The organism is Streptomyces sp. BoleA5 (assembly GCF_000373665.1).
GTDB lineage: Bacteria > Actinomycetota > Actinomycetes > Streptomycetales > Streptomycetaceae > Actinacidiphila.
Map to the genome: position 1 here is coordinate 121191 of NZ_KB892092.1, position 19314 is coordinate 140504.

17 protein-coding genes are annotated in these 19314 nt (G+C 74.5%); 2 read left to right on the forward strand and 15 right to left on the reverse strand.

Features of this window, described 5'->3' with window-relative positions; translation table 11 throughout:
- Positions 1-60: 60 nt before the first annotated feature.
- The 8 genes from B085_RS0107985 to B085_RS0108020 form a co-directional block, all read right to left on the reverse strand.
- Entirely contained in the window at positions 61-1164 is a 1104-nt protein-coding gene (locus B085_RS0107985; protein WP_018558048.1) for a branched-chain amino acid ABC transporter permease, read from the reverse strand.
- 7 nt (positions 1165-1171) lie between these two features.
- Positions 1172-2047: a branched-chain amino acid ABC transporter permease gene (locus B085_RS0107990; RefSeq protein ID WP_018558049.1), complete on the reverse strand. Its 876-nt coding sequence runs from the start codon at positions 2045-2047 to the stop codon at positions 1172-1174.
- A 1-nt stretch (position 2048) separates the two neighbouring features.
- Entirely contained in the window at positions 2049-2765 is a 717-nt protein-coding gene (locus tag B085_RS0107995) for an ABC transporter ATP-binding protein (protein ID WP_018558050.1), read from the reverse strand.
- Positions 2758-3594: an ABC transporter ATP-binding protein gene (locus B085_RS0108000; RefSeq protein ID WP_018558051.1), complete on the reverse strand. Its 837-nt coding sequence runs from the start codon at positions 3592-3594 to the stop codon at positions 2758-2760. Before B085_RS0108000 ends, B085_RS0107995 begins: the two co-directional genes overlap by 8 nt.
- A gap of 287 nt (positions 3595-3881) precedes the next feature.
- Complete coding sequence (locus B085_RS51620; RefSeq protein WP_018558052.1) at positions 3882-4226, reverse strand: hypothetical protein; 345 nt, start codon at positions 4224-4226, stop codon at positions 3882-3884.
- Positions 4223-4507 carry a DUF485 domain-containing protein gene (locus B085_RS41710; protein WP_420706585.1) on the reverse strand — a complete coding sequence of 95 codons (285 nt, stop codon included), beginning with the start codon at positions 4505-4507 and terminating at the stop codon, positions 4223-4225. The genes B085_RS51620 and B085_RS41710 overlap by 4 nt, the downstream gene beginning before the upstream one ends.
- A 346-nt stretch (positions 4508-4853) precedes the next feature.
- The gene (locus tag B085_RS0108015) at positions 4854-7346 is read right to left on the reverse strand and encodes a SpoIIE family protein phosphatase (RefSeq protein WP_018558054.1); all 2493 of its coding nucleotides are present in this window, start codon (positions 7344-7346) and stop codon (positions 4854-4856) included.
- A 537-nt stretch (positions 7347-7883) separates the two neighbouring features.
- The gene (locus B085_RS0108020) at positions 7884-8903 is read right to left on the reverse strand and encodes a polysaccharide deacetylase family protein (protein WP_018558055.1); all 1020 of its coding nucleotides are present in this window, start codon (positions 8901-8903) and stop codon (positions 7884-7886) included.
- 198 nt (positions 8904-9101) lie between these two features.
- Here B085_RS0108020 and B085_RS0108025 point away from each other — a divergent pair, with 198 nt between their 5' ends.
- Both B085_RS0108025 and lpdA read left to right on the forward strand, forming a co-directional pair.
- Positions 9102-9806, forward strand: coding sequence for a glycoside hydrolase family 75 protein (locus B085_RS0108025; protein ID WP_018558056.1), 705 nt, complete (start codon positions 9102-9104; stop codon positions 9804-9806).
- Positions 9807-9960: 154 nt separating this feature from the next.
- A complete protein-coding gene (lpdA, locus tag B085_RS0108030; RefSeq protein WP_018558057.1) occupies positions 9961-11361 on the forward strand; it encodes a dihydrolipoyl dehydrogenase in 1401 nt (466 codons plus the stop codon).
- A gap of 153 nt (positions 11362-11514) precedes the next feature.
- Here the strand turns inward: lpdA and B085_RS0108035 are convergent, their stop codons facing one another.
- The 7 genes from B085_RS0108035 to B085_RS0108065 are packed head-to-tail and all read right to left on the reverse strand — an operon-like array spanning position 11515 to position 19305.
- A complete protein-coding gene (locus B085_RS0108035; protein ID WP_018558058.1) occupies positions 11515-12156 on the reverse strand; it encodes an SRPBCC family protein in 642 nt (213 codons plus the stop codon).
- A 13-nt stretch (positions 12157-12169) separates the two neighbouring features.
- Entirely contained in the window at positions 12170-13282 is a 1113-nt protein-coding gene (locus B085_RS0108040; RefSeq protein ID WP_018558059.1) for an XdhC family protein, read from the reverse strand.
- Positions 13275-14411 carry a vWA domain-containing protein gene (locus B085_RS0108045; protein WP_018558060.1) on the reverse strand — a complete coding sequence of 379 codons (1137 nt, stop codon included), beginning with the start codon at positions 14409-14411 and terminating at the stop codon, positions 13275-13277. The genes B085_RS0108040 and B085_RS0108045 overlap by 8 nt, the downstream gene beginning before the upstream one ends.
- A complete protein-coding gene (locus B085_RS41715; protein ID WP_018558061.1) occupies positions 14408-15502 on the reverse strand; it encodes an AAA family ATPase in 1095 nt (364 codons plus the stop codon). The genes B085_RS0108045 and B085_RS41715 overlap by 4 nt, the downstream gene beginning before the upstream one ends.
- Positions 15503-15518: 16 nt before the next feature.
- Positions 15519-16376 carry an FAD binding domain-containing protein gene (locus tag B085_RS0108055; protein ID WP_018558062.1) on the reverse strand — a complete coding sequence of 286 codons (858 nt, stop codon included), beginning with the start codon at positions 16374-16376 and terminating at the stop codon, positions 15519-15521.
- Positions 16373-18766 carry a xanthine dehydrogenase family protein molybdopterin-binding subunit gene (locus tag B085_RS0108060; RefSeq protein ID WP_018558063.1) on the reverse strand — a complete coding sequence of 798 codons (2394 nt, stop codon included), beginning with the start codon at positions 18764-18766 and terminating at the stop codon, positions 16373-16375. The genes B085_RS0108055 and B085_RS0108060 overlap by 4 nt, the downstream gene beginning before the upstream one ends.
- The gene (locus B085_RS0108065; RefSeq protein ID WP_018558064.1) at positions 18763-19305 is read right to left on the reverse strand and encodes a (2Fe-2S)-binding protein; all 543 of its coding nucleotides are present in this window, start codon (positions 19303-19305) and stop codon (positions 18763-18765) included. The genes B085_RS0108060 and B085_RS0108065 overlap by 4 nt, the downstream gene beginning before the upstream one ends.
- Positions 19306-19314 lie beyond the last annotated feature (9 nt).

The following is a 19314-nucleotide window of genomic DNA, read 5'->3' on the forward strand; positions in this document are numbered from 1 at the left end:
GTGGGTTTTGAACGGATTTCACATGACGTGCCGGTGGTCGAGGGAACGGGATGCGGACGGTCAGGTACCGGGGCCCCGGGTGCGGAGCCGCCGGACCAGACGGATGAGGGCCCCCTGGATCCCTTGCGGGAACAGGAGCATCGACAGGACGAGCGCGAGGCCGTACAGGGCCGGCGGCAGGTTCGCGTAGAAGCCCCGGGACAGCTCCAGGGCGTCCGCCACGTCCCCCGTCCAGTTGGGCAGCAGGACGAGGAGCACCGAGCCGTACACGGCGCCCGCCAGGCTGCCGAGGCCGCCGAGCACCGCCGCCGTCAGCAGGGACAGCGAGAGCGCCAGCGGGAACGCCCCGGGCGCGGCCAGCGAGCTGACCACCGCGAGGAGCCCGCCGCCCAGGCCCGCGCAGGCCGCGCTGACCACGAAGGCGAGCACCCGCAGCCGGGCCACGTGGATGCCGGCCAGCGCAGCGGAGACCTCGTCGTCCCGGATCGCCCGCCACGACCGGCCGACACGGCTGCGCCCGAGGTCGGCGAGGAACACCAGCACGACCACCGCGCACAGCACGCAGACCCAGGCCTGCCAGCGCTCCAGCGGGAAGTACGGTCCCAGCGCCTCGGGCGGCGGGGGCGAGTCCACCACGAGCCCGTTCTCGCCGCCGAGCAGATCGGTCAGGTGCCGGTAGTTGGCGAGCGCCGGCAGGCCGACGGCCAGGGTGAGGGTCGCGCCGGCGAGGTACGGGCCCTGCAGCCGCGCCGCGGCGGCGCCCACCAGCGCGCCGAGGGCGGCCGTGACCGCCGTCCCCGCCGGCAGCGAGACGGCCAGCGGCCAGCCCAGTTCGGTCAGGAACAGGCCGGTCCCGTAGGCGCCGACCGCCATCAGCGCGCCGTGGCCCAGCGAGATCTGGCCGTTGGTCCCCGTCAGGACGGTCAGCCCGGCGACCGCGCACACGTACGTGGCGACGGTGGCGACCTCCAGGTTCTGGTACGGCGACAGCAGGGCGCTGACGCCGCAGACCACCAGCAGCCCGAGCAGCGCGGGCACCAGGTGCCGTACCGCGGTGCGGTCCATCGGACCCCGCAGCCGGGCCGCCAGGCCCGCGGCCGCCGGGCCCCCGCGCGCGGACCCCGGGTCCTCGGCGGTGTCGGTCGTGTCGGTCGTGTCGGTCATGTGCCCCTCACACCCGTCGCACGGAGGTACGCGAGAACAGGCCGTTGGGCCTGATCATCAGCACCGTCATCAGCACCGCCAGCGCGCCCAGCAGCGCGACCTCGGACCCCAGGTACCCCGAGACGTAGGACAGGGTGAGCCCGACCACGAGCCCGCCGACCACCGCACCGGGCGGGCTGTCCAGCCCCCCGACGACGGCGGCGGCGAAGCCGAACACCAGCACCGCGTCGAACTGGTTGGGACCGACGAAGGTCGCCGGCGCCACCAGGACCCCGGCGAGCGCCCCGACCGCCCCCGCCAGCGCCCAGCCCAGCGTGAGCACCCGTCCGACCCGCACCCCGAACATCCGGGCCACCTCGGGGGAGAACGCCGCCGCCCGCATCCGCAGCCCCACCGGGGTGACCCGGAAGAGCAGCACGAGCAGCGCCATCACCACGAGCACGGCCCCGATGACGAACAGGTCCGAGGGCGACAGCAGCAACCGTGCGTCGCCCACCGCGAAGCCCTTGATGCCCAGCAGCGGCGGGAAGGAACGCGGCGTGCCGCCCCACACCATCCCGGCCACCGCCTGCAGGAACAGCAGCAGGCCGAGGGTGACGATCACCGCGTTCATCGGCGGCCCGTTCTCGATCGGGCGGACCAGCACCCGTTCCACGACCGCTCCCAGGACGAACCCCGAGGCGAGGGCGGCCAGCAGCCCGAGCCAGTACGAACCCGTCGCGTGGATCACGCCGAGCGCGACGAAGGTCGTGATCATCAGCATGCCGCCCTGGGCGAAGTTGACGATCCGGGTCGCCCGCCAGATGAGCACCAGGGCCAGCGCGACCGCCGCGTAGACGATGCCGCTGCTCACCCCGCCCAGTGTCAGATTGATGAAGTACATGTCAGAACCCCAGATAGGCGTGGCGGAGGTCGTCCGCGGTGGCGAGGCTCGCGGCCGCGTCGGACGCGACCACCCGCCCCAGGTTCAGCACGACGCCGTGGTCCGCGACGGACAGGGCGCTGCGCGCGTTCTGCTCCACCAGGAGCACGGTGAGCCCCTGCCGCTCCCGCAACTCCCGCAGGACCGCGAGGATCTGCGCGGTGACCCGGGGAGCGAGCCCCAGCGACGGCTCGTCGAGCAGCAGCAGCCGCGGCCGGGTCATCAGCGCCCTGCCGATGGCCAGCATCTGCCGTTCGCCGCCGGAGAGCGTCTCCGCGAGCCGTGCGCGCCGCTCGGCCAGCGCGGGGAAGAGGGCGTACACCTCCTCCAGACCGGTGGACTGCAGCGCCCTGCGCTCGCGCCGGTTCCGCCACAGGACACCGAGCCGGAGGTTGTCCTGGACGGTCAGTTCGGTGATGACCCCGCGGCCCTCCGGCACATGGGCCAGGCCCAGCCGCACGACCTCCTCCACGGGCAGCCGGGTGATGTCGGCGCCGTCGAGCAGCACGCTGCCGGAGCGGGGCCGGACGAGTCCGTTGACGGTGCGCAGGAGCGTGGTCTTGCCGGCGCCGTTGGCGCCCAGCACGGCGGTGATGCTGCCCTGGTCCACGGTGAGGGACACCTCGTCCAGGGCCCGCACCATGCCGTAGGAGACGGCGAGTTCACGGACCTCAAGCACGGGAGGACTCCTCTCGCGCCTCGGGCGCCCCCGGCGCCGCGGTGTCGGCCGGCGCCGGTGTCCTCTCGGTGACCTCGTCGCCGAGGTACGCCTCGGTCACCAGCGGGTCGTCGCGCACCTCGTCCGGGGTGCCGTAGGCGATGACCTTTCCGAAGTCGAGGACGAGGACGCGGTCGCAGACCCGCATGACGAGGTCCATGTGGTGCTCGACGAGGATCACCGCCATCCGTTCGCGCAGCCCGGAGATGACCTCGCCCAGTCCGCGCATGCCGTCCTCGGACAGCCCCGAGGCCGGCTCGTCGAGCAGCAGCAGCCGCGGCTCGCCGACCAGCGCCCGGGCGAGCGCGACCTGCTTCTGCACCCCGTAGGGGAGTTCGCCGGGGAGCCGGCCGGCGGCGTCCTCCGCGCCGAGCTCCCGCAGGACGGCCAGCGAACGGTGGCGCAGCAGCCGCTCGTCGCGGTCGGAACGGGGCAGGCCCAGCAGCGCGGAGGCGAAGCCCGCCCGGGCGTGCCGGGTCGCCCCGACCATGACGTTCTCCAGCACGGTGAGCCGGGGGAACAGCCCCAGGCCCTGCAGGGTCCTGGCGATGCCGAGCCGGGCCAGCTGGTGCGGGCGGGGCCAGGGCAGTGCCCGGTCCTGCCAGTACAGCGTCCCGGCGGCCGGGCGCACGAAGCCGCACACGGCGTTGAACAGGGTCGTCTTTCCGGCCCCGTTGGGGCCGATGACGCCGAGCACTTCGCCCGGCCGGACCGACAGGGACACCGCATCGAGCGCGGACAGGCCTCCGAAGGAGACCTCGAGTCCGTCGATGCGCAGGAGGCTTTCCACCAGTCACCCTTCCTTGGGAGTTCGGCGGGGGTGGTACGGGACGGGAGGGACGAGAGGGGTGAGGGGTCGGGGGTCGGGGGAGTGATCGCGCGGACGGCCCGGTCGCCCGGCCGCCCGCCGGCTCGGCGCGGGGTCGTGCGGGACGGCGCGCCGGGCCTCCCGCACGCGGTGGCCTGCCGTTCGGGAGGGCTCCTCCCAGCTCGGACCGAATCAGAATCGGATTCGGTTCCGACTGAGGGTGACCCCCGCCCGAGGCGCTGACAAGCCCCCGGTGACGAGGAGTTCGGCTAGCCGGCGCCCGCGAGCGGCCGCGCCTCGTCCACCTCGTGGTGCCGCCCGCTCCCGGCGGCCGTCCCGTCCCGGCGCCGCCGGACGTAGCGGCTGCCCAGCCGGTCGGCGAGGACGATGACGCCGGTGGTGCCGAGGACGGCCGCGGCGGTGACGCGGCCGCCGGCGACGGCCGGTCCGTTCCTGAACGGGGCGAGGGTGCGGTACCCGGTGCAGAACTCCGCGAGGTCGTCCCGTTCCGGCCCGGCGAAGACGCCCAGCAGCGGGCGGGTCACCAGGAACCTGACGAAGAGGGGGACGGCGCTCAGCGTCCCCGAGTCGTGTCCGGCCGCGAACCGGTTCACCGGGCGGCTCCGCCGGCCGTCCCGATCAGCTGCCGTACGCGCCGCGCCGGCGGGTCCACCGACCGCCGCGCGCTGCGCTCGTGCCGGCGGATCGCGGCGAAGGTGGCGGCGAGCTGTGACAGGCCCGTCAGGGCGCCCGGCGCGGGTTCTCCGGCGATCCGCGCTCCCATCGCGTCCCGCGCGAGGACGGAGAGCGGGAGGAGGACCACGAAGCAGCCGAGCGCGCTGAGCGCCGGGACCGGCCGCGGTGGGCCGCACCGGTGGCCGTGGAGGTGCCGCAGCCGGTGGCGGTGGTTGCCAGTGGTGCCGGGTGTCGCCGTGGTACGTCATCGCGCGGTCTCCAAGCGGCTTGTGTGGCCAGGGTGTTCGGGCGCGGTGGAGGGACGGGCAAGGTTCGGCCGGTACGCCCCGGGCGTCGGTGCCCCGGGGTGGCCGCACGATACCGACTGGTCGGCATGTCGGGAAGAGGTGCTGCAGGTCACGGTTGAGGCACCGTCCCGCGGGGGCCCGAACAGGCTCCGTCCCGGCCCCCGTTCGGCGGTTTCGTGGGCGCGGGCCCAGAGCCGCGCGGAACGGCCGGGGGACGCCTTGCGGCGGGGCCGGATCCGTGCGCGGGCGGGCGAGGCCTCAGCCGGCGGGGCCGGTGTGCGGGGGGTGCACGGGGACCTCGCACCACACCTGCTTGCCGCCGCTGAGCGGCATCGTGCCCCAGGCGGCGGACATGGCGTCGACGAGGAGGATGCCGCGGCCGCCGGTGTCGTGCCAGTTGATGATCGCCGGTTTGACCGGCGTCCGCGGCGAGGCGTCGCCGACCGCGATCCGCAGCCGGTCGCCGGTGAGGGTGAGATCGAGCCGGACCTGGCCCTCGGTGTGCACCAGGGCGTTGGTGACCAGCTCCGAGACGACGAGCAGCACCGTGTCGGCCGCCTCGCCGAGCCCCCACGCGCGCAGGGTGCGGGCGGTGAAGCGGCGGGCGTGCGAGGCGGCGTCGGGGAGCCGCCACACCGTCCAGCTCTCGCGTACGGGCTTGACGGTCATGCCGTCGTAGCGCATGAGCAGCAGCGCCACGTCGTCGCTGCGGGTGGCGGCGCTGAGCAGGGCGTCGGCCATGCGGCCCAGGTGGGAGGGGTCGGTCTCGGACAGCTCGCGCGACATCCTCTGCATGCCCTCGTCCAGGGGGAGTTCGGCCGACTCCACCAGGCCGTCCGTGGTGAGCGCGAGGACGGTGCCGATCTGCAGCCGCAGCGGGATCAGCGGGAAGTCCGCGTCGTCGACGACACCCAGCGGGGGCCCGCCGTCGCCCTCCACGGTCCGGGTGCTGCCGTCGGGCAGCCGCAGCACCGGGGGCAGGTGGCCGGCGCGCACGCACCAGGCGCTGCCCTCCTCCATGTCGATGCTGACGTAGCAGCAGGTCGCGAAGAGGTCGGTCTCCATGCCCACGAGCAGGCGGTTGGCGTGCGAGACGACGACGTCGGGGGAGTGGCCCTCCACGGCGTACGCCCGGATCGCGGTGCGCATCTGGCCCATGAGCGTGGCCGCCCCGGCGTTGTGGCCCTGGACGTCGCCGATGACCAGGGCGACGTGGTGGTCGTGCAGGGGTATGACGTCGTACCAGTCGCCGCCGACCTCGAGCCCACCGGTCGTCGGCAGGTACCGGGCGACCGCGACACCGCCCGGCAGCACCGGGAGCCGGCGCGGCAGCAGGGTGCGCTGGAGGGTGCCCACCAGTTCGTGCTCGGCGTCGAAGGCCCTCACGCGCACCAGCGCCTGGCCGACCAGGCCGGCCGCGGCGGTCAGCACGGCCCGTTCGTCCGCGCCGAACTCGTGGGGCTCGTCCCAGCCGATGATGCAGCATCCGACGACGCGGCCGGCCGCGGGCAGCGGCAGCACCGCGAGGCCGCCGGGCCCGACCCCGGCCAGCGTGGACTCCAGCGGTGCCCCGGCCGGCCAGAAGCCGACCCGGCCCTCGCGGAGCGCGGTCGCCAGCGTGGGCATGGCCCGGGTCGGCGCGTCGGGCCATTCGGAACGCCATTCGGTGCGCCACACCTCCGGCCACGCCGATGGGTCCGCCGGATCGAGGACGGTGACCACCAGCCGGTCGCTCTCCAGTTCGGCGAGCGCGATCCGGTCGGCGTTCAGCGGGCGGCGCAGCGAGGTCACCACCACCGTGCTGACCTCGCGCACCGTCGCGGCGTTGGCCAGGTCGGCGGCGAGCTGCTGCACCCGGCCCACGTCGTTGACCCCGGCCCGCATCCGCGAGGCGTCGCCGACCGTGCCCAGCAGCCGTACGGGACGGCCGTCCGGGGCGAACAGCACCCGCCCGCGCAGCCGCAGCCAGCGCAGTTCCCCGGAGGGCCGACGGATGCGGAACTCCAGCTCGCGGTCGCCGGTGGCCATGTGCCCGGCCTCCACCACCGACATCAGCGCGGGCAGGTCCTCGGGGACGGTCAGCGCGAGCAGGGTCTCCACCCGGCCGTCGAAGGCGGCGGGTTCCAGGCCGAACAGGGCGAGCACGTCGTCGCCGACGTTGATCCAGCCGGTGTCCATGTCGAGGGTGAACCCGGTGGCCCGGGACTCCGCCCCGGCCACCGGATCGGTGTCGGCGCACACGTCGCCGGGCGCGGGACCGGGATGGCCGATCGCCGTGGCGAACAGTTCGAGACTCCGCCGGTCCTCGGCGTCGAAGCCGCCGGGCTGGTCGGTGACCGCCACGAGGCAGCCGACGCACACGTGGTCCGCCCGCAGCGGCAGGGCGGTCAGCGAGACCTCCGGCGTCTCCGACGCCCCGTTCCCCACCAGCCGGGCGACCTCCGCGGGCCCCGCGGTCACCACGCGGTCCTGGCGCACGGCGACGGCCATGGGGGAACCGCCGTCCGTCGCGTAGCTCTGGCGCAGCCCGTGCAGGATGCGCGGCACCCCGGCCGACGCGACCAGGCACAACTGCCCGCCGGTCTCCGATGGCGCGTACACCGCGACGTGGGTGGCACCGGTGAAGACCAGAGCCTGTTCGATGACGGACCGCAGGCGGGCGGACCGGCCGAGGTCGGATCGGAGCGATTTCAGCGCGAGCTCGGCGGACAGCGCCCGACCTCTGCGTCCTTTCGCGCCGTCGCTGACCACGTCGTCATTACACCGCCTCCGGAGCCCCGGCGCAGCCCGTGTGCAGGGAATCGTCACGGGCCGTGAGAAGAACGCGGGACGGGGCCCTCGGCCCCCCGCTGTCGCGACCAGCCCCGCGCGCGGACGCGCCGCGGCGGGGTCCGGCAGACACGGTCCGTGCCGCGCGTACGCCGCCACGTCCCTCCGGCCCTCCACGAACGCGGTGGCGATGCCGGGATCCCCGCCCGACTCCACGAAGCGCCGCAGGCGGGGGCTGTGGACGGCCTGAACGGCGGCGTCCACCTACGGGAACTCGCCGCGGACCACGGCCGGGTCCGCACCGGGCAGCGGCAGCGCGCTCGCCCGGCTCCCGGTGGGCCCGCACCCGGCCGGCGAGCAGCGTCCCCAGCCGGGCCGGGGCAGGCGGGGGTTGCCGCCGAAGACATCGGCGACCAGGAGCCGGGCGCCGGGCGGGCGGGGTATCGAGGGCGGCGCCGCGTTCCCTGGTGGTGCGCGGGACGACCGCGGTCCCGGGATCCGGGTCTAGGACGACACGGCCTAGCGCTGGGGGAAGGTGTACGTGTAGCCGGCCGCGTCGAGCCGCTCGAGCAGGGTCTCCAGCGCCTGCACGGTCTGGCTCCGGTCGCCGCCGCCGTCGTGCATCAGCACGATGGCCCCGGGCTTCAGCTCGCGGTTCACGGTCGCGAGGATGGCGTCCGCGCCGGGGCGGCGCCAGTCGTCGGAGTCGACCGTCCAGCCGAGCGGGCGCAGCCCGTGGTCGGCGGCGATGGCGCGGATCGCGGGGGAGAAGTCGCCGCCCGGGGCACGGTAGTACCACAGCGGCGCGTCGCCGGAGCCGGCGGCGCGGGATATCTCGTCGCGGGCGTCGAGTATCTCGTGGCGGTTGTACTCCGGCGACTTGCGGCTCTGCGCCTCGTCGTGGTGGACGGAGTGGTCGCACAGCCGGTGGCCCGCGGCGGCGATCCGCCGGACCAGGTCGGGGTGGGCCCGGGCGTTGGGGCCTATCTCGCAGAAGGTGGCCTTGGCGTGGTGCCGGGCGAGCACCTCGAGGACCTTGGGGGTCCACATCGGGTCCGGGCCGTCGTCGAAGGTGAGCGCCACCGACCTGCCCGGGGCCTCCACGCCGTGCTGGATCGAGCGCGCGGTCACGGCCGTGGCGCGGTCGGGGGCCCGGACGGCGGTGCCGTGGGGCGCGGTGCCATGGGGCGCGTCCGAGCCGTGCGCCGGGGCCTGCGGACGGCCGGTCCCCGCGGCGGCGGGGCCGGGGTGCGCGCTGCCGTGGTGCCCGGGGCCGTGGTGCCCGGTGCCCGCCGGGGTGCGGGCCGTGCCCGGCGGGGTGCCGTGTCCCGCGGAGGGCTTTGTGGCGGGTGCGGACGAGGGCGCCGACGGCGCGGAGGGTGTGGCGGGCGACGCGACGGCAGGGGCGGAGGGCGCCGAGTGGGCGGCACCGGCGTTCTGCACCATGTGCTCCGTGCCGCAGGCGGCGAGTGCGGCTCCGGCGAGCGTCACCGCCGCGACCGCTCCGAGCGCTCGGGTCGAGCGGGTCGTCAGTGCCACGGTGGTACCTCCTGGGGCCGGCTGCCGCATGCCGGGCATGCGGATCAGCCCCCCACCGTAGGGGGCGCGCGGCGGCGCGCCCTCGGTCTTTCGGTCATCGTCTGGTCCTTCCCCGGCGGGACCTTCGCCCTCTTGGCATGCCCCCGACAAGATGTCACGATGGGCGTTAGGAAAGTTTCCTAACGGAAGGAGTCCCTCGTGCGCAAGCGCCTCGCACTGGCCACCGCCGGTGCCGGAGCCACCCTGCTGGCCGCCCTCCTCACCCCCGCCGCCGACGCCGCAGGCCCCGCCGGAACCTCCCCCCGCAGCCCGCAGGAGGGCTCCGTCACCGCCGCCCAGTTGCTGGCCAAGGTCAATGGCTGCAGCCAGATCTCCAACGGCGGGTACCGCACCGACGAGGAGACCACCGCCACCGTCCCGGTCTGCGGGGCCAACGGCGCCGTGTTCTGGAAGGCCGACATGGACATCGACTGCGACGGCCAGGTCACCGCCCGGTGCAACTGGGACACCGACCCCTGGTTCCAGGACGACACGGCCTTCCACCAGTCGGACGGCCGCCCGCTCGACTCCGAGACGCTCCCCTACGTCGTCGTCCCCAGCCCCAGCGGCACCTGGGACTACCGCGGCGCCGGCATCAAGGGCGGCGGTGTCGTCGCCGTCGTGTACGGCGGTCGGGTCGAGTACGCGGTCGTCGGCGACACCGGACCCACCGCGATCATCGGCGAGGCCTCCTACGCCACCGCGCAGGCCCTCGGCATCGACCCCGACCCCGAGACCGGCGGGGCGGAGTCCGGTGTGACGTACATCCTCTTCAAGAACTCCTCCGTCTCGCCGATCGAGAGCCACGCCAAGGCGGTCTCCGTCGGCGACGCCCTCGCCCGCCAGTTCCTGGCGAACAACTGACCCGCCGTCGTCCCGGACGCGCACCGGGCGGCCGATGCGACGCGGTGCCCGACTCCCCCGTGTTGCGCGGCCGCCCCCGGGGCCTGATCGTGGGCCAAGGGACACTCCGGCCCGCCCGAGCATCCGCACCGTGGTCCACCCAGGGGGTCGCCGCATGAGCACACACTTCGACGTCGTCGTCCTGGGCGCGGGTCCCGGCGGATACGTCGCCGCCATCAGGGCCGCCCAGCTGGGCCTGCGCACGGCGATCGTCGAGGAGCGCTACTGGGGCGGGGTCTGCCTCAACGTCGGGTGCATCCCCTCCAAGGCCCTGCTGCGCAACGCGGAACTGGCCCACATCTTCACCAAGGAGGCCAAGACCTTCGGCATCCGGGTGAACGGCGAGGTCGACTTCGACTACCGCGAGGCCTTCGCGCGCAGCCGCAAGGTCGCCGACGGCCGCGTCAGGGGCGTCCACTTCCTGATGAAGAAGAACGACATCACGAAGTTCGAGGGCCACGGCACCTTCACCGGCGACCACACCCTCCACGTCGCGCTGGGCTCCGGCGGCAGCGAGACCGTCACCTTCGACCACTGCATCATCGCCACCGGCGCCACCACCAGGCTGCTCCCCGGCACCTCGCTCAGCGAGCGGGTCGTGACCTACGAGGAGCAGATCATGACGGACACGCTCCCGGGCAGCATGCTCATCGCGGGCGCCGGCGCGATCGGCGTGGAGTTCGCGTACGTCCTGCACAACTACGGGGTGAAGGTGACCCTCGTGGAGTTCCTCGACCGGATCGTGCCGCTGGAGGACGAGGAGGTCTCGGCCGAACTCTCCCGCCAGTACCGCAAGCTGGGCATCGACGTGCTCACCTCGACCCGGGTGGAGGCGATCAACGACGCCGGCGACTCGGTGAAGGTCATGGTGACCACCGGCGGCCAGCGGCAGACGCTTCAGGCGGACAAGGTGCTCCAGGCGATCGGCTTCCAGCCGCGGATCTCGGGCTACGGCCTGGAGCAGACCGGCGTGCGGCTCACCGAGCGCGGCGCCATCGACATCGACGAGTTCTGCCGCACCAGCGTCCCGCACATCTACGCCATCGGCGACGTCACCGCGAAACTGATGCTCGCGCACGCCGCCGAGGCCATGGGCGTGGTCGCCGCCGAGACCATCGCGGAGGCCGAGACCATGTCGCTCGACTACGTGATGATCCCGCGCGTGACCTTCTGCCAGCCGCAGATCGCCAGCTTCGGGTGGACGGAGGCGCAGGCCCACGAGCGCGGCTTCGACGTGCGCGTGGCCAAGTTCCCCTTCACCGCCAACGGCAAGGCGCACGGCCTCGGCGACGCGAGCGGCTTCGTGAAGCTCATCAGCGACGGGAAGTACGGCGAGATCCTGGGCGGTCACCTGATCGGCCCCGAGGTCACCGAGTTGCTGCCGGAGCTGACGCTCGCGCAGAAATGGGACCTCACGGCGGCCGAGCTGGCCCGCAACGTCCACGGCCACCCGACGCTCAGCGAGGCCGTCCAGGAGGCGGTCCACGGCCTGGCCGGTCACATGATCAACTTCTGAGCTCGCGGGCAGTGCCCCGGTGCCGGTGCCGGGGCCTGTGCCGGTGGTTCGGCTGTCCCGCCGTGTCGCGCCCTTCGGGCGCGAGAGGGCGCGACAGCCCAACAACCACACCCCACCCCCCCCCACGCCAGCAAGCCCCCACCGCCGTACGCGTCAGCGCCTGCGGCGCCGCAGGAAGACGACGACCGCCGCGCCGACGGCGGCCGCCACCAGGCCCGCGGCCGCGGCACGTTTGGCGAGCGGGGCGCCCGCGACCCTGAGCAGGTCAAGGGGCTCGTCCTCGTGGCCCGCCGGTACGAGGGGCGCGTCCTCGGCGTCCTTCGCGGCGTCCTCGCCCCCGGCAGGGGGCTGCGGCGCGGCGAGCCGTCCGGCGAGGCAGTCGGCGAACTGGCCGATGATGCGGTCGCCTACCTCCGCCATCACGCCGCGCCCGAACTGCGCGGGGCGGCCGGTCACGGCGAGGTCGGTCGTCACCGAGACGACCGTCGTGCCGTCCTTCTCCGTCAGCGTGCCGGTCACCGTCGCGCGCGCCGTCCCCTGGCCGCGGACCTCCTTGCCGCGGGCAGCCAGCACGACGCGGTGCGCGGTACCGTCCCGCTCCTCGAAGACCGCCGTGCCGCGGTACGTCACCGTCACCGGGCCGACCTTGACCTTCACCGTGCCCCTGACGGTCTCGCCGTCGTACTCCTCCACCGTCGCGCCCGGCATGCACGGGGCGACGCGCTCGATGTCCAGCAGCGCCCGCCAGGCGTCCGCCACCGGGACAGGGACCCCGAACTCGTGGTGCAGTTCCATGATCTTCTCCTCGTCACACCGGCCTGAGCACCGGGGGGTGGATCGCGCCGGCCGTGCCCGAGAGCGGGGTGCCGCTGCCGCCCCAGCGCAGCGCGATGATCTCGGCGGCGATCGACACCGCGACCTCCTCGGGGGTGCGCGCGCCCAGGTCCAGGCCGATCGGCGAGCGCAGCCGGGCCAGTTCGGCCGGATCCATCTCCGTGTCGCGCAGCCGCTTGAGCCGGTCGTCGTGCGTCCGCCGGCTGCCCATGACGCCGATGTACGCGGCGGGGCGGCGCAGCGCGACCTCCAGCAGGGGCACGTCGAACTTGGGGTCGTGGGTGAGGACGCAGACCACCGTGCGGTCGTCGGTCTCCGTGCCGCCCAGGTAGCGGTGCGGCCAGTCGACGACGACCTCCACACCCTCGGGGAAGCGCTTCGGGGTCGCGAAGACCGGACGCGCGTCGCAGACGGTCACCCGGTAGCCCAGGAACAGCCCGATGCGCGCCACCGCCGCCGCGAAGTCGATCGCGCCGAACACCAGCATCCGCGGCGGCGGGGCGAAGGACTGCAGGAAGACCGTCACGTCGTCCTCGCGCCGTTCGCCGTGCGGGCCGTAGTGGCGCTGCCCGGTCGCGCCCTGGGCCAGCTCGCCCCGGGCGTCGTCGGTGACCGCCGCGTCCAGGCCCGTCGAGCCGAGAGTGCCGGCCACCCGGTCCGGCCACACCGTGAGCGTGGCGCCGCGCGGCGCGGGGCCGTCGAGCACCGTCGCGGTGACCACCGGGCGGTGCGCGGCGACGGAGGCCGCGACCTCGCCGAAGCCCGCGTCCGTGGCAGGGGAGACCGGACGGACCAGGAGGGTGATCTCGCCGCCGCAGGTCAGCCCCACCTCGAAGGCGTCGGCGTCGCTGTAGCCGAAGGTGTGCAGCCGGGCCTCGCCCGAGGCGACGACCTCCTTGGCCAGTTCGAAGACCGCGCCCTCCACACAGCCCCCGGAGACGCTGCCGACGACCTCGTCACCGGGCCCCACCGCCATGGCCGCGCCCGGCCCGCGCGGCGCGCTGCGGCTCACCGCCACCACCGTGGCCAGCCCGAAGGGGGTTCCCGAGGCGTACCAGTCGTCCAGCGCAGGAAGGATCTCACGCACCGTCGGCTCCTCTCACCACGGCGGCCAGACGTTCCAGCGCGCCCAGACTGTGCCCCTCCACGAAGGCGTCGACGCTCGGCAGCGCCGCCGCCATCCCCGCCGCCAGCGGGGCGTACCCCGGTCTGGCCTTGCGCGGGTTGGCCCACACCACGCGGTGCGCCAGCCGAGCCAGCCGCCGCATCTGCGCGGCCAGCAGGGCGGGGTCGCCGCGCTCCCAGCCGTCCGACAGCAGCACGACCACCGCGCCGCGCGCCGTCCCCCGCGCGCCCCAGCGGTCGAGGAACGCCCGCAGGGTCTCCCCGAGCCGGGTGCCGCCGCTCCAGTCGGGCACCGCCGCGCCGACCGCGGCCAGCGCCGCGTCCGGGTCTCGGCGCGCCATCTCGCGGGTGACCCGGGTCAGCCGCGTGCCGAGGGTGAAGACCTCGGTGGGCGTACGGCCGCGCGAACCGTGCGCGGCGGCGTGCGCGAACCGCAGCAGCGCGTCCGCGTACGGGGCCATCGACCCGCTGACGTCCAGCAGCAGCACCACCCGGCGCGGCTTGCGGGCCGGGGCCCGCCGCAGCAGGACGGCCGGTTCCCCGCCCCGGCGCAGCAACTCCCGCACGGTACGGCGCGGATCCACACCACCACGGCGTGCCGGACGGCGCCGGGAGCTGCGGCGCGGCTCGCCGTCGAGGGCGAACACCGCCAGCAGCCGGTTCAGTTGGGCCCGCTCGACCGCGGTCAGTACGGCGACGTCACGGTGCCGCAGCACCTCCGTCGCACTGGCGAGCGCGGTCGCGGTGGGTCCTCCACCCTCCTCGGTGGTCCGCTCCCCGGGCTCGGCCCGCGGCACCGCGGGCGGGCGCACCGGGCGGGCCGCCGGACGCACCCGGCGCGGCGGCCGTTCGCCGTCGAAGAAGGCCGCGAAGACCCGGTCGTAGCGCTCCAGGTCATCAGGCCCGCCGCACAGCGTGAGCCGCCCCGCCCAGTACACGTCGCGGCGCCGCCCCGGGTCGAGCCGGCCGAGCGCGGCCAGGAACGCGGCCACCCGGTCGGGGCCGGCCGGCACCCCGGCGGCCCGCAGGGCGCGGGCGAAGCCCACCACCCCCGCCGTGCCGTCCGCCGTCGCCGTGCGCACCGTGCTCACCGCGACCCGCCCGCCCGCGCGGCGAGGATCTCCGACAGGTCGAGCGAGCGCGCCCGCTCCGCGTCCTCGCGGTACTTCAGCACCGAGCCGAGGGTGGTCATCGCCAGGTCCGCGTCGAGTTCCGTCGCGCCCAGCGCTGCCAGCGCCTCAGCCCAGTCGATGGTCTCCGCCACCCCGGGCGGCCGCACCAAATCCTGTTCCCGCAGGCACTGCACCACGGCGGTCACCTGCGCCGCGAGCCGCGCCGCCACGTGCGGCTGCCGGCGCCGTACGATCGCCAGCTCCCGATCGAAGCCGGGGTGCTCGAACCAGTGGTACAGGCAGCGCCGCTTGAGGGCGTCGTGCACCTCGCGGGTCCGGTTGGACGTCAGCACCACCACGGGCGGCGACTGCGCCCGCAGGGTGCCCAGTTCGGGGACGGTGACGGAGTACTCCGACAGCAGTTCCAGCAGGAAGGCCTCGAACTCGTCGTCCGCGCGGTCGATCTCGTCGACCAGCAGCACCGAGGGGGTGGTCTCCAGGGCCCGCAGCAGCGGCCGGGCGAGCAGGAAGCGCCGGCTGTAGAGCTCGCCCTCCAGCGTTCCCGGGTCGCTCACGCCGGCCGCCTCGGCCGCCCGCAGGTGCAGCAACTGCCGCGGGAAGTCCCAGTCGTACAGCGCCTGCGACGCGTCGATGCCCTCGTAGCACTGCAGCCGGATCAGCGGCGCGCCGAGCGCCTCGGCCAGCGCGTGCGCCAGCGCGGTCTTGCCGACGCCCGCGTCGCCCTCGCAGAAGATCGGGCGGTGCAGCGCGAGCGCCAGATAGCAGGCGACGGCGAGGCCGTCGTCGACCAGGTAGCCGGTCTCCTCCAGACGGGCCCGCATCTGCTCGGGACCGGCGATCCCCGGCGCGGCCCCGGCCGCGGGCGCGGCCGGGGGAGTCCCGGAGGCCCCAGGGGCCGGGGCGGGGGCCGGGCCCGGGTCGGAACGCGGGGCGCCGGGGCCGTGGGGTCCCACCGCCCCGGCGCGTGCCGTCGTGACGGGAAGCGGCCCGCAGGAGGGGCCCGCCGCGGTGGTCCACCCCGGCGGATTCCCGTGCGCCGGCCAGGTCATGCGCTGCGTCCGCTCCTCATGTCAGGTCCGCCGCGGCCAGGACCGCCCTGCGGGTCAGCACCCTCGCCAGGTGCCCTCGGTATTCGGCGGACGCCGACAGGTCGGACGCCGGCCGGGTGCCCTCCGCCGCGCTGTCGGCGGCCGAGGCCACCGCCTGCGGCGCGGCGTCGGCGCCCGCGAGTGCCGCCTCGCAGGCGGTGGCGCGTACCGGGGTGGGCCCCATGTTGGACAGACCGACACGGGACTCGACGATGCGGCCGTCGTCGCGCCGCACCAGCGCGGCCACCCCCACCACGGCCCAGGCCTGGGCGCTGAGCTGGAACTTCTCGTAGTGGAAGCCCCATGCGTCGGCCTTGGGCACCCGCACCTCCACCAGCAGTTCGTCCGGCCGCAGCGCCGTCTGCAGGTAGTCGGTGAAGAACTCCCGCGCCGGGACGCTCCGCCGCCCGTCCGGGCCCTGGACGACCAGCTCGGCGTCCAGCGCGAGGACGGCCGCGGGCACGTCCCCGGCCGGGTCGGCATGGGCGAGGGAGCCGCCGATCGTGCCCCGGTGCCGCACCGCCGGATCGGCCACCGTGGCCGTGGCGGCGGCCAGCAGCCCGGCGTGCCGCCGCACCAGCGGGTCGTGCACGACATCGTGGTGCGAGGTCAGGGCGCCGATGACGAGGGTGTCCCCGTCGGCTCGCACCCCGCGCAGGCCGGGGATCCGGCCGACGTCCACGAGGAGTTCGGGGAAGGCGAGCCGCATCCGCAGGATCGGCAGCAGGCTCTGGCCGCCGGCCAGCACCTTCGCGTCCTCCCCGGCGAGCGCGAGCTGCCTCACCGCCTCCTCCACGGAGCGGGGCCTGGCGTAGTCGAACGACGCGGGGATCATGAGCCGTCCTCCTCCGGCCGGGCGGACCGCGCGTCCCGCAGGGCCCGCCAGACCCGTTCCGGCGTGCACGGCATCTGCACGTCCGTGACGCCCAGCGGGCGCAGGGCGTCGACCACGGCGTTGACCACCGCGGGGGTCGAGGCGATCGTCCCGGCCTCGCCGACGCCCTTCACGCCCAGCGGGTTGGTGGTCGCCGGCGTCTCGGTGCGGTCGGTGAGGAAGTCGGGCAGGTCGGCGGCGCAGGGCACCAGATAGTCGGCCATGGTGCCGGACACCAGGTTGCCCTCCGCGTCGTACACGGCCTCCTCGAACAGGGCCTGGGCGATGCCCTGGGCGAGACCGCCGTGCACCTGGCCCTCCACGATCATCGGGTTGACGACCTTTCCGACGTCGTCCACGCACACGTAACTGCGGATCCGGACCCGGCCGGTCTCGGTGTCCACCTCCACCGCGCACAGGTGCGTGCCGTGCGGGTAGGAGAAGGCCTCCGGGTCCTCCACGTGCTCGGCGTTGATCGTCGGTTCCAGCCCGTCGGGCAGGTCGTGCGAGGTGAACGTCGCGAACGCCACCTCCTGGATGGTCCTGCGCGCGTCCGGGGAGCCCTTGACCGAGAAGACGCCGTCGGCGAAGTCCAGGTCGTCCTCGCTCGCCTCCAGCAGGTGCGCGGCGACCTTGCGGGCCTTGTCCACCACCTTCCGCGCGGCGCGGTGCACGGCCACCCCGCCCACCACCAGCGAGCGCGATCCGTAGGTGTCCATGCCCTGCGGCACCGTGCGCGTGTCGCCGTGCAGCACCTCGACGTCCTCGAAGGGCACGCCCAGCACGTCCGCCGCGATCTGGCTCCAGCTCGTCACATGGCCCTGGCCGTGCGGGCTGGTACCGGTCAGCACCTCGACCTTGCCGGTGGGCAGCATGCGGATGGACGCCGCCTCCCAACCTCCCGCGCCGTAGCGCAGGTCGCGCAGGATCCGGCTGGGCGCGAGCCCGCACATCTCGGTGTACGTCGACACGCCGATGCCGAGCCGCACCGGGTCGCCGCGCTCCTCGCGCTTGCGCTGCTCGGACCGCAGGTCGTCGTAGCCGAAGAGGGCGAGCGCCTTGTCCGTCGCCGACTCGTAGTTCCCGCTGTCGTAGGTGAGGCCGCCGATGGTGGTGTACGGGAACTCGTCGTGGCCGATCCAGTTGCGGCGGCGCACCTCGACCGGGTCCATGCCGAGTTCGGCGGCGAGTTCGTCCATCATGCGCTCGATGGCGAACGTCGCCTCGGGGCGGCCCGCGCCGCGGTACGCGTCGGTGGGGGTCTTGGTGGTGAAGACGCCCGTGCAGGTGAAGTCGTAGGCGTCCATCTTGTAGATGCCGGGGAACATGAACGCGCCGAGCAGCGGGACGCCCGGCGTCACGATCATCAGGTACGCGCCCATGTCGGCGAGCAGGTCGACCTTCAGTCCGAGCAGCCTGCCCTCGCGCGTCGCGGCGAGTTCGAGGTCCTGGATCTGGTCGCGGCCGTGGTGGGTGGCCAGATAGCCCTCCGACCGGGACTCCGTCCACTTCACGGGGCGGCCGAGCTTGCGGGCGACGGCCAGGCCGATCGCCTCCTCGCCGTAGACCTGGAGCTTGGAGCCGAAGCCGCCGCCGACGTCCGGCGCGACGACGCGCAGCCGGTGCTCGGGGATGCCGGTGACGACGGCCATCATCACCCGCACGATGTGCGGGATCTGCGTCGCGGAGTACAGGGTGTACTGGTCCGAGGTGTCCGGCGGGACCGCCACGACGGCCCTCGGTTCCATGGCGTTGGGGATGAGCCGCTGCTGCACGAAGCGCCGGCGCAGCACCACGTCGGCCCGCTCGCGCACCGTCGCGTAGTCCTCGCCGGTCGCCAGCGGCCAGGTGTAGCAGCGGTTGGTCCCCTTGTCGGCGTGGACCAGCGGAGCGCCCTCGGCGAGCGCCGCCTCCATGTCGAGGACGGGGGGCAGCGGCTCGTAGTCGACGTCGATCGCCTCCAGCGCGTCGGCGGCCGCGTAGCGGTCCCGGGCGACGACGACCGCGACCGGGTCGCCGGTGTGGCGGACCTCGTCGACGGCGACCGGCGGGTGCTCGGGCAGCACGATGTCCTCGGTGACGGGCCAGGCGCACGGCAGCGACCCGAGCCCCTCGGCCAGGTCCCGGCCGCTGTAGGCGGCGACGACCCCCGGCCGCTCCAGGGCGGGCGTGACGTCGATCCGCTCGATGCGGGCGTGCGCCATGGGGCTGCGCAGGATGGCGATGTGCAGCAGGCCCGGGACGGTGATGTTGTCGGTCCAGTTGGTCCGGCCGGTCACCAGCCTGGCGTCCTCCTTGCGGACCCGGGCCCGGCCGACCTCGGGTTCGCGTCCGGTGAGCTGGTCGGTCATACCGGCGCCCCGCTCCCGGCCGCGCTCGGCTCGGCGTGCTCCGCGACGGCGCCGGGCTCGGGCGCCCGGTGCCGGCGTTCCTCGGCGGCGGCCGCCAGCACGGCGCGCACGATGTTCATGTAGCCCGTGCAGCGGCAGAGGTTGCCCTCCAGTCCCTCGCGGACCTCCTCGGGTGTGGGGTCGGGGTTCTCCCGCAGCAGGTCGCGGGCGGCCATGATCATGCCGGGAGTGCAGAAGCCGCACTGCAGCGCGTGCTGTTCGTGGAAGGCCCTCTGCAGCGGGTGCCACTCGCCGTCGGCGGAGGCCAGGCCCTGGATCGTCGTCACCTCGCCGCCGTCGGCCTGGACGGCGAGCACCGAGCAGCTCTTCACACTCTTACCGTCGAGGTCCACCGTGCAGGCACCGCAGTTCGTGGTGTCGCACCCGACGGGGGTACCGGTCAGGCCGAGCCGGTCCCGCAGGTAATGGACGAGCAGGAGGCGGGGCTCCACCTCGTCCTCGTAGGCCGTGCCGTCCACCTTCACCGAGATGCGGGTCATATGCCCTCC

Bases quoted from the DNA above. Each gene is read 5' to 3' on its own strand.
- B085_RS41715 (WP_018558061.1), bottom strand. From the start codon at position 15,502: ATGACCTGGCCGGCGCACGGGAATCCGCCGGGGTGGACCACCGCGGCG.
- lpdA (WP_018558057.1), top strand. From the start codon at position 9,961: ATGAGCACACACTTCGACGTCGTCGTCCTGGGCGCGGGTCCCGGCGGA.
- B085_RS0108065 (WP_018558064.1), bottom strand. From the start codon at position 19,305: ATGACCCGCATCTCGGTGAAGGTGGACGGCACGGCCTACGAGGACGAG.
- B085_RS0108055 (WP_018558062.1), bottom strand. From the start codon at position 16,376: ATGATCCCCGCGTCGTTCGACTACGCCAGGCCCCGCTCCGTGGAGGAG.
- B085_RS0107985 (WP_018558048.1), bottom strand. From the start codon at position 1,164: ATGACCGACACGACCGACACGACCGACACCGCCGAGGACCCGGGGTCC.
- B085_RS0108060 (WP_018558063.1), bottom strand. From the start codon at position 18,766: ATGACCGACCAGCTCACCGGACGCGAACCCGAGGTCGGCCGGGCCCGG.
- B085_RS0107990 (WP_018558049.1), bottom strand. From the start codon at position 2,047: ATGTACTTCATCAATCTGACACTGGGCGGGGTGAGCAGCGGCATCGTC.
- B085_RS0108035 (WP_018558058.1), bottom strand. From the start codon at position 12,156: ATGGAACTGCACCACGAGTTCGGGGTCCCTGTCCCGGTGGCGGACGCC.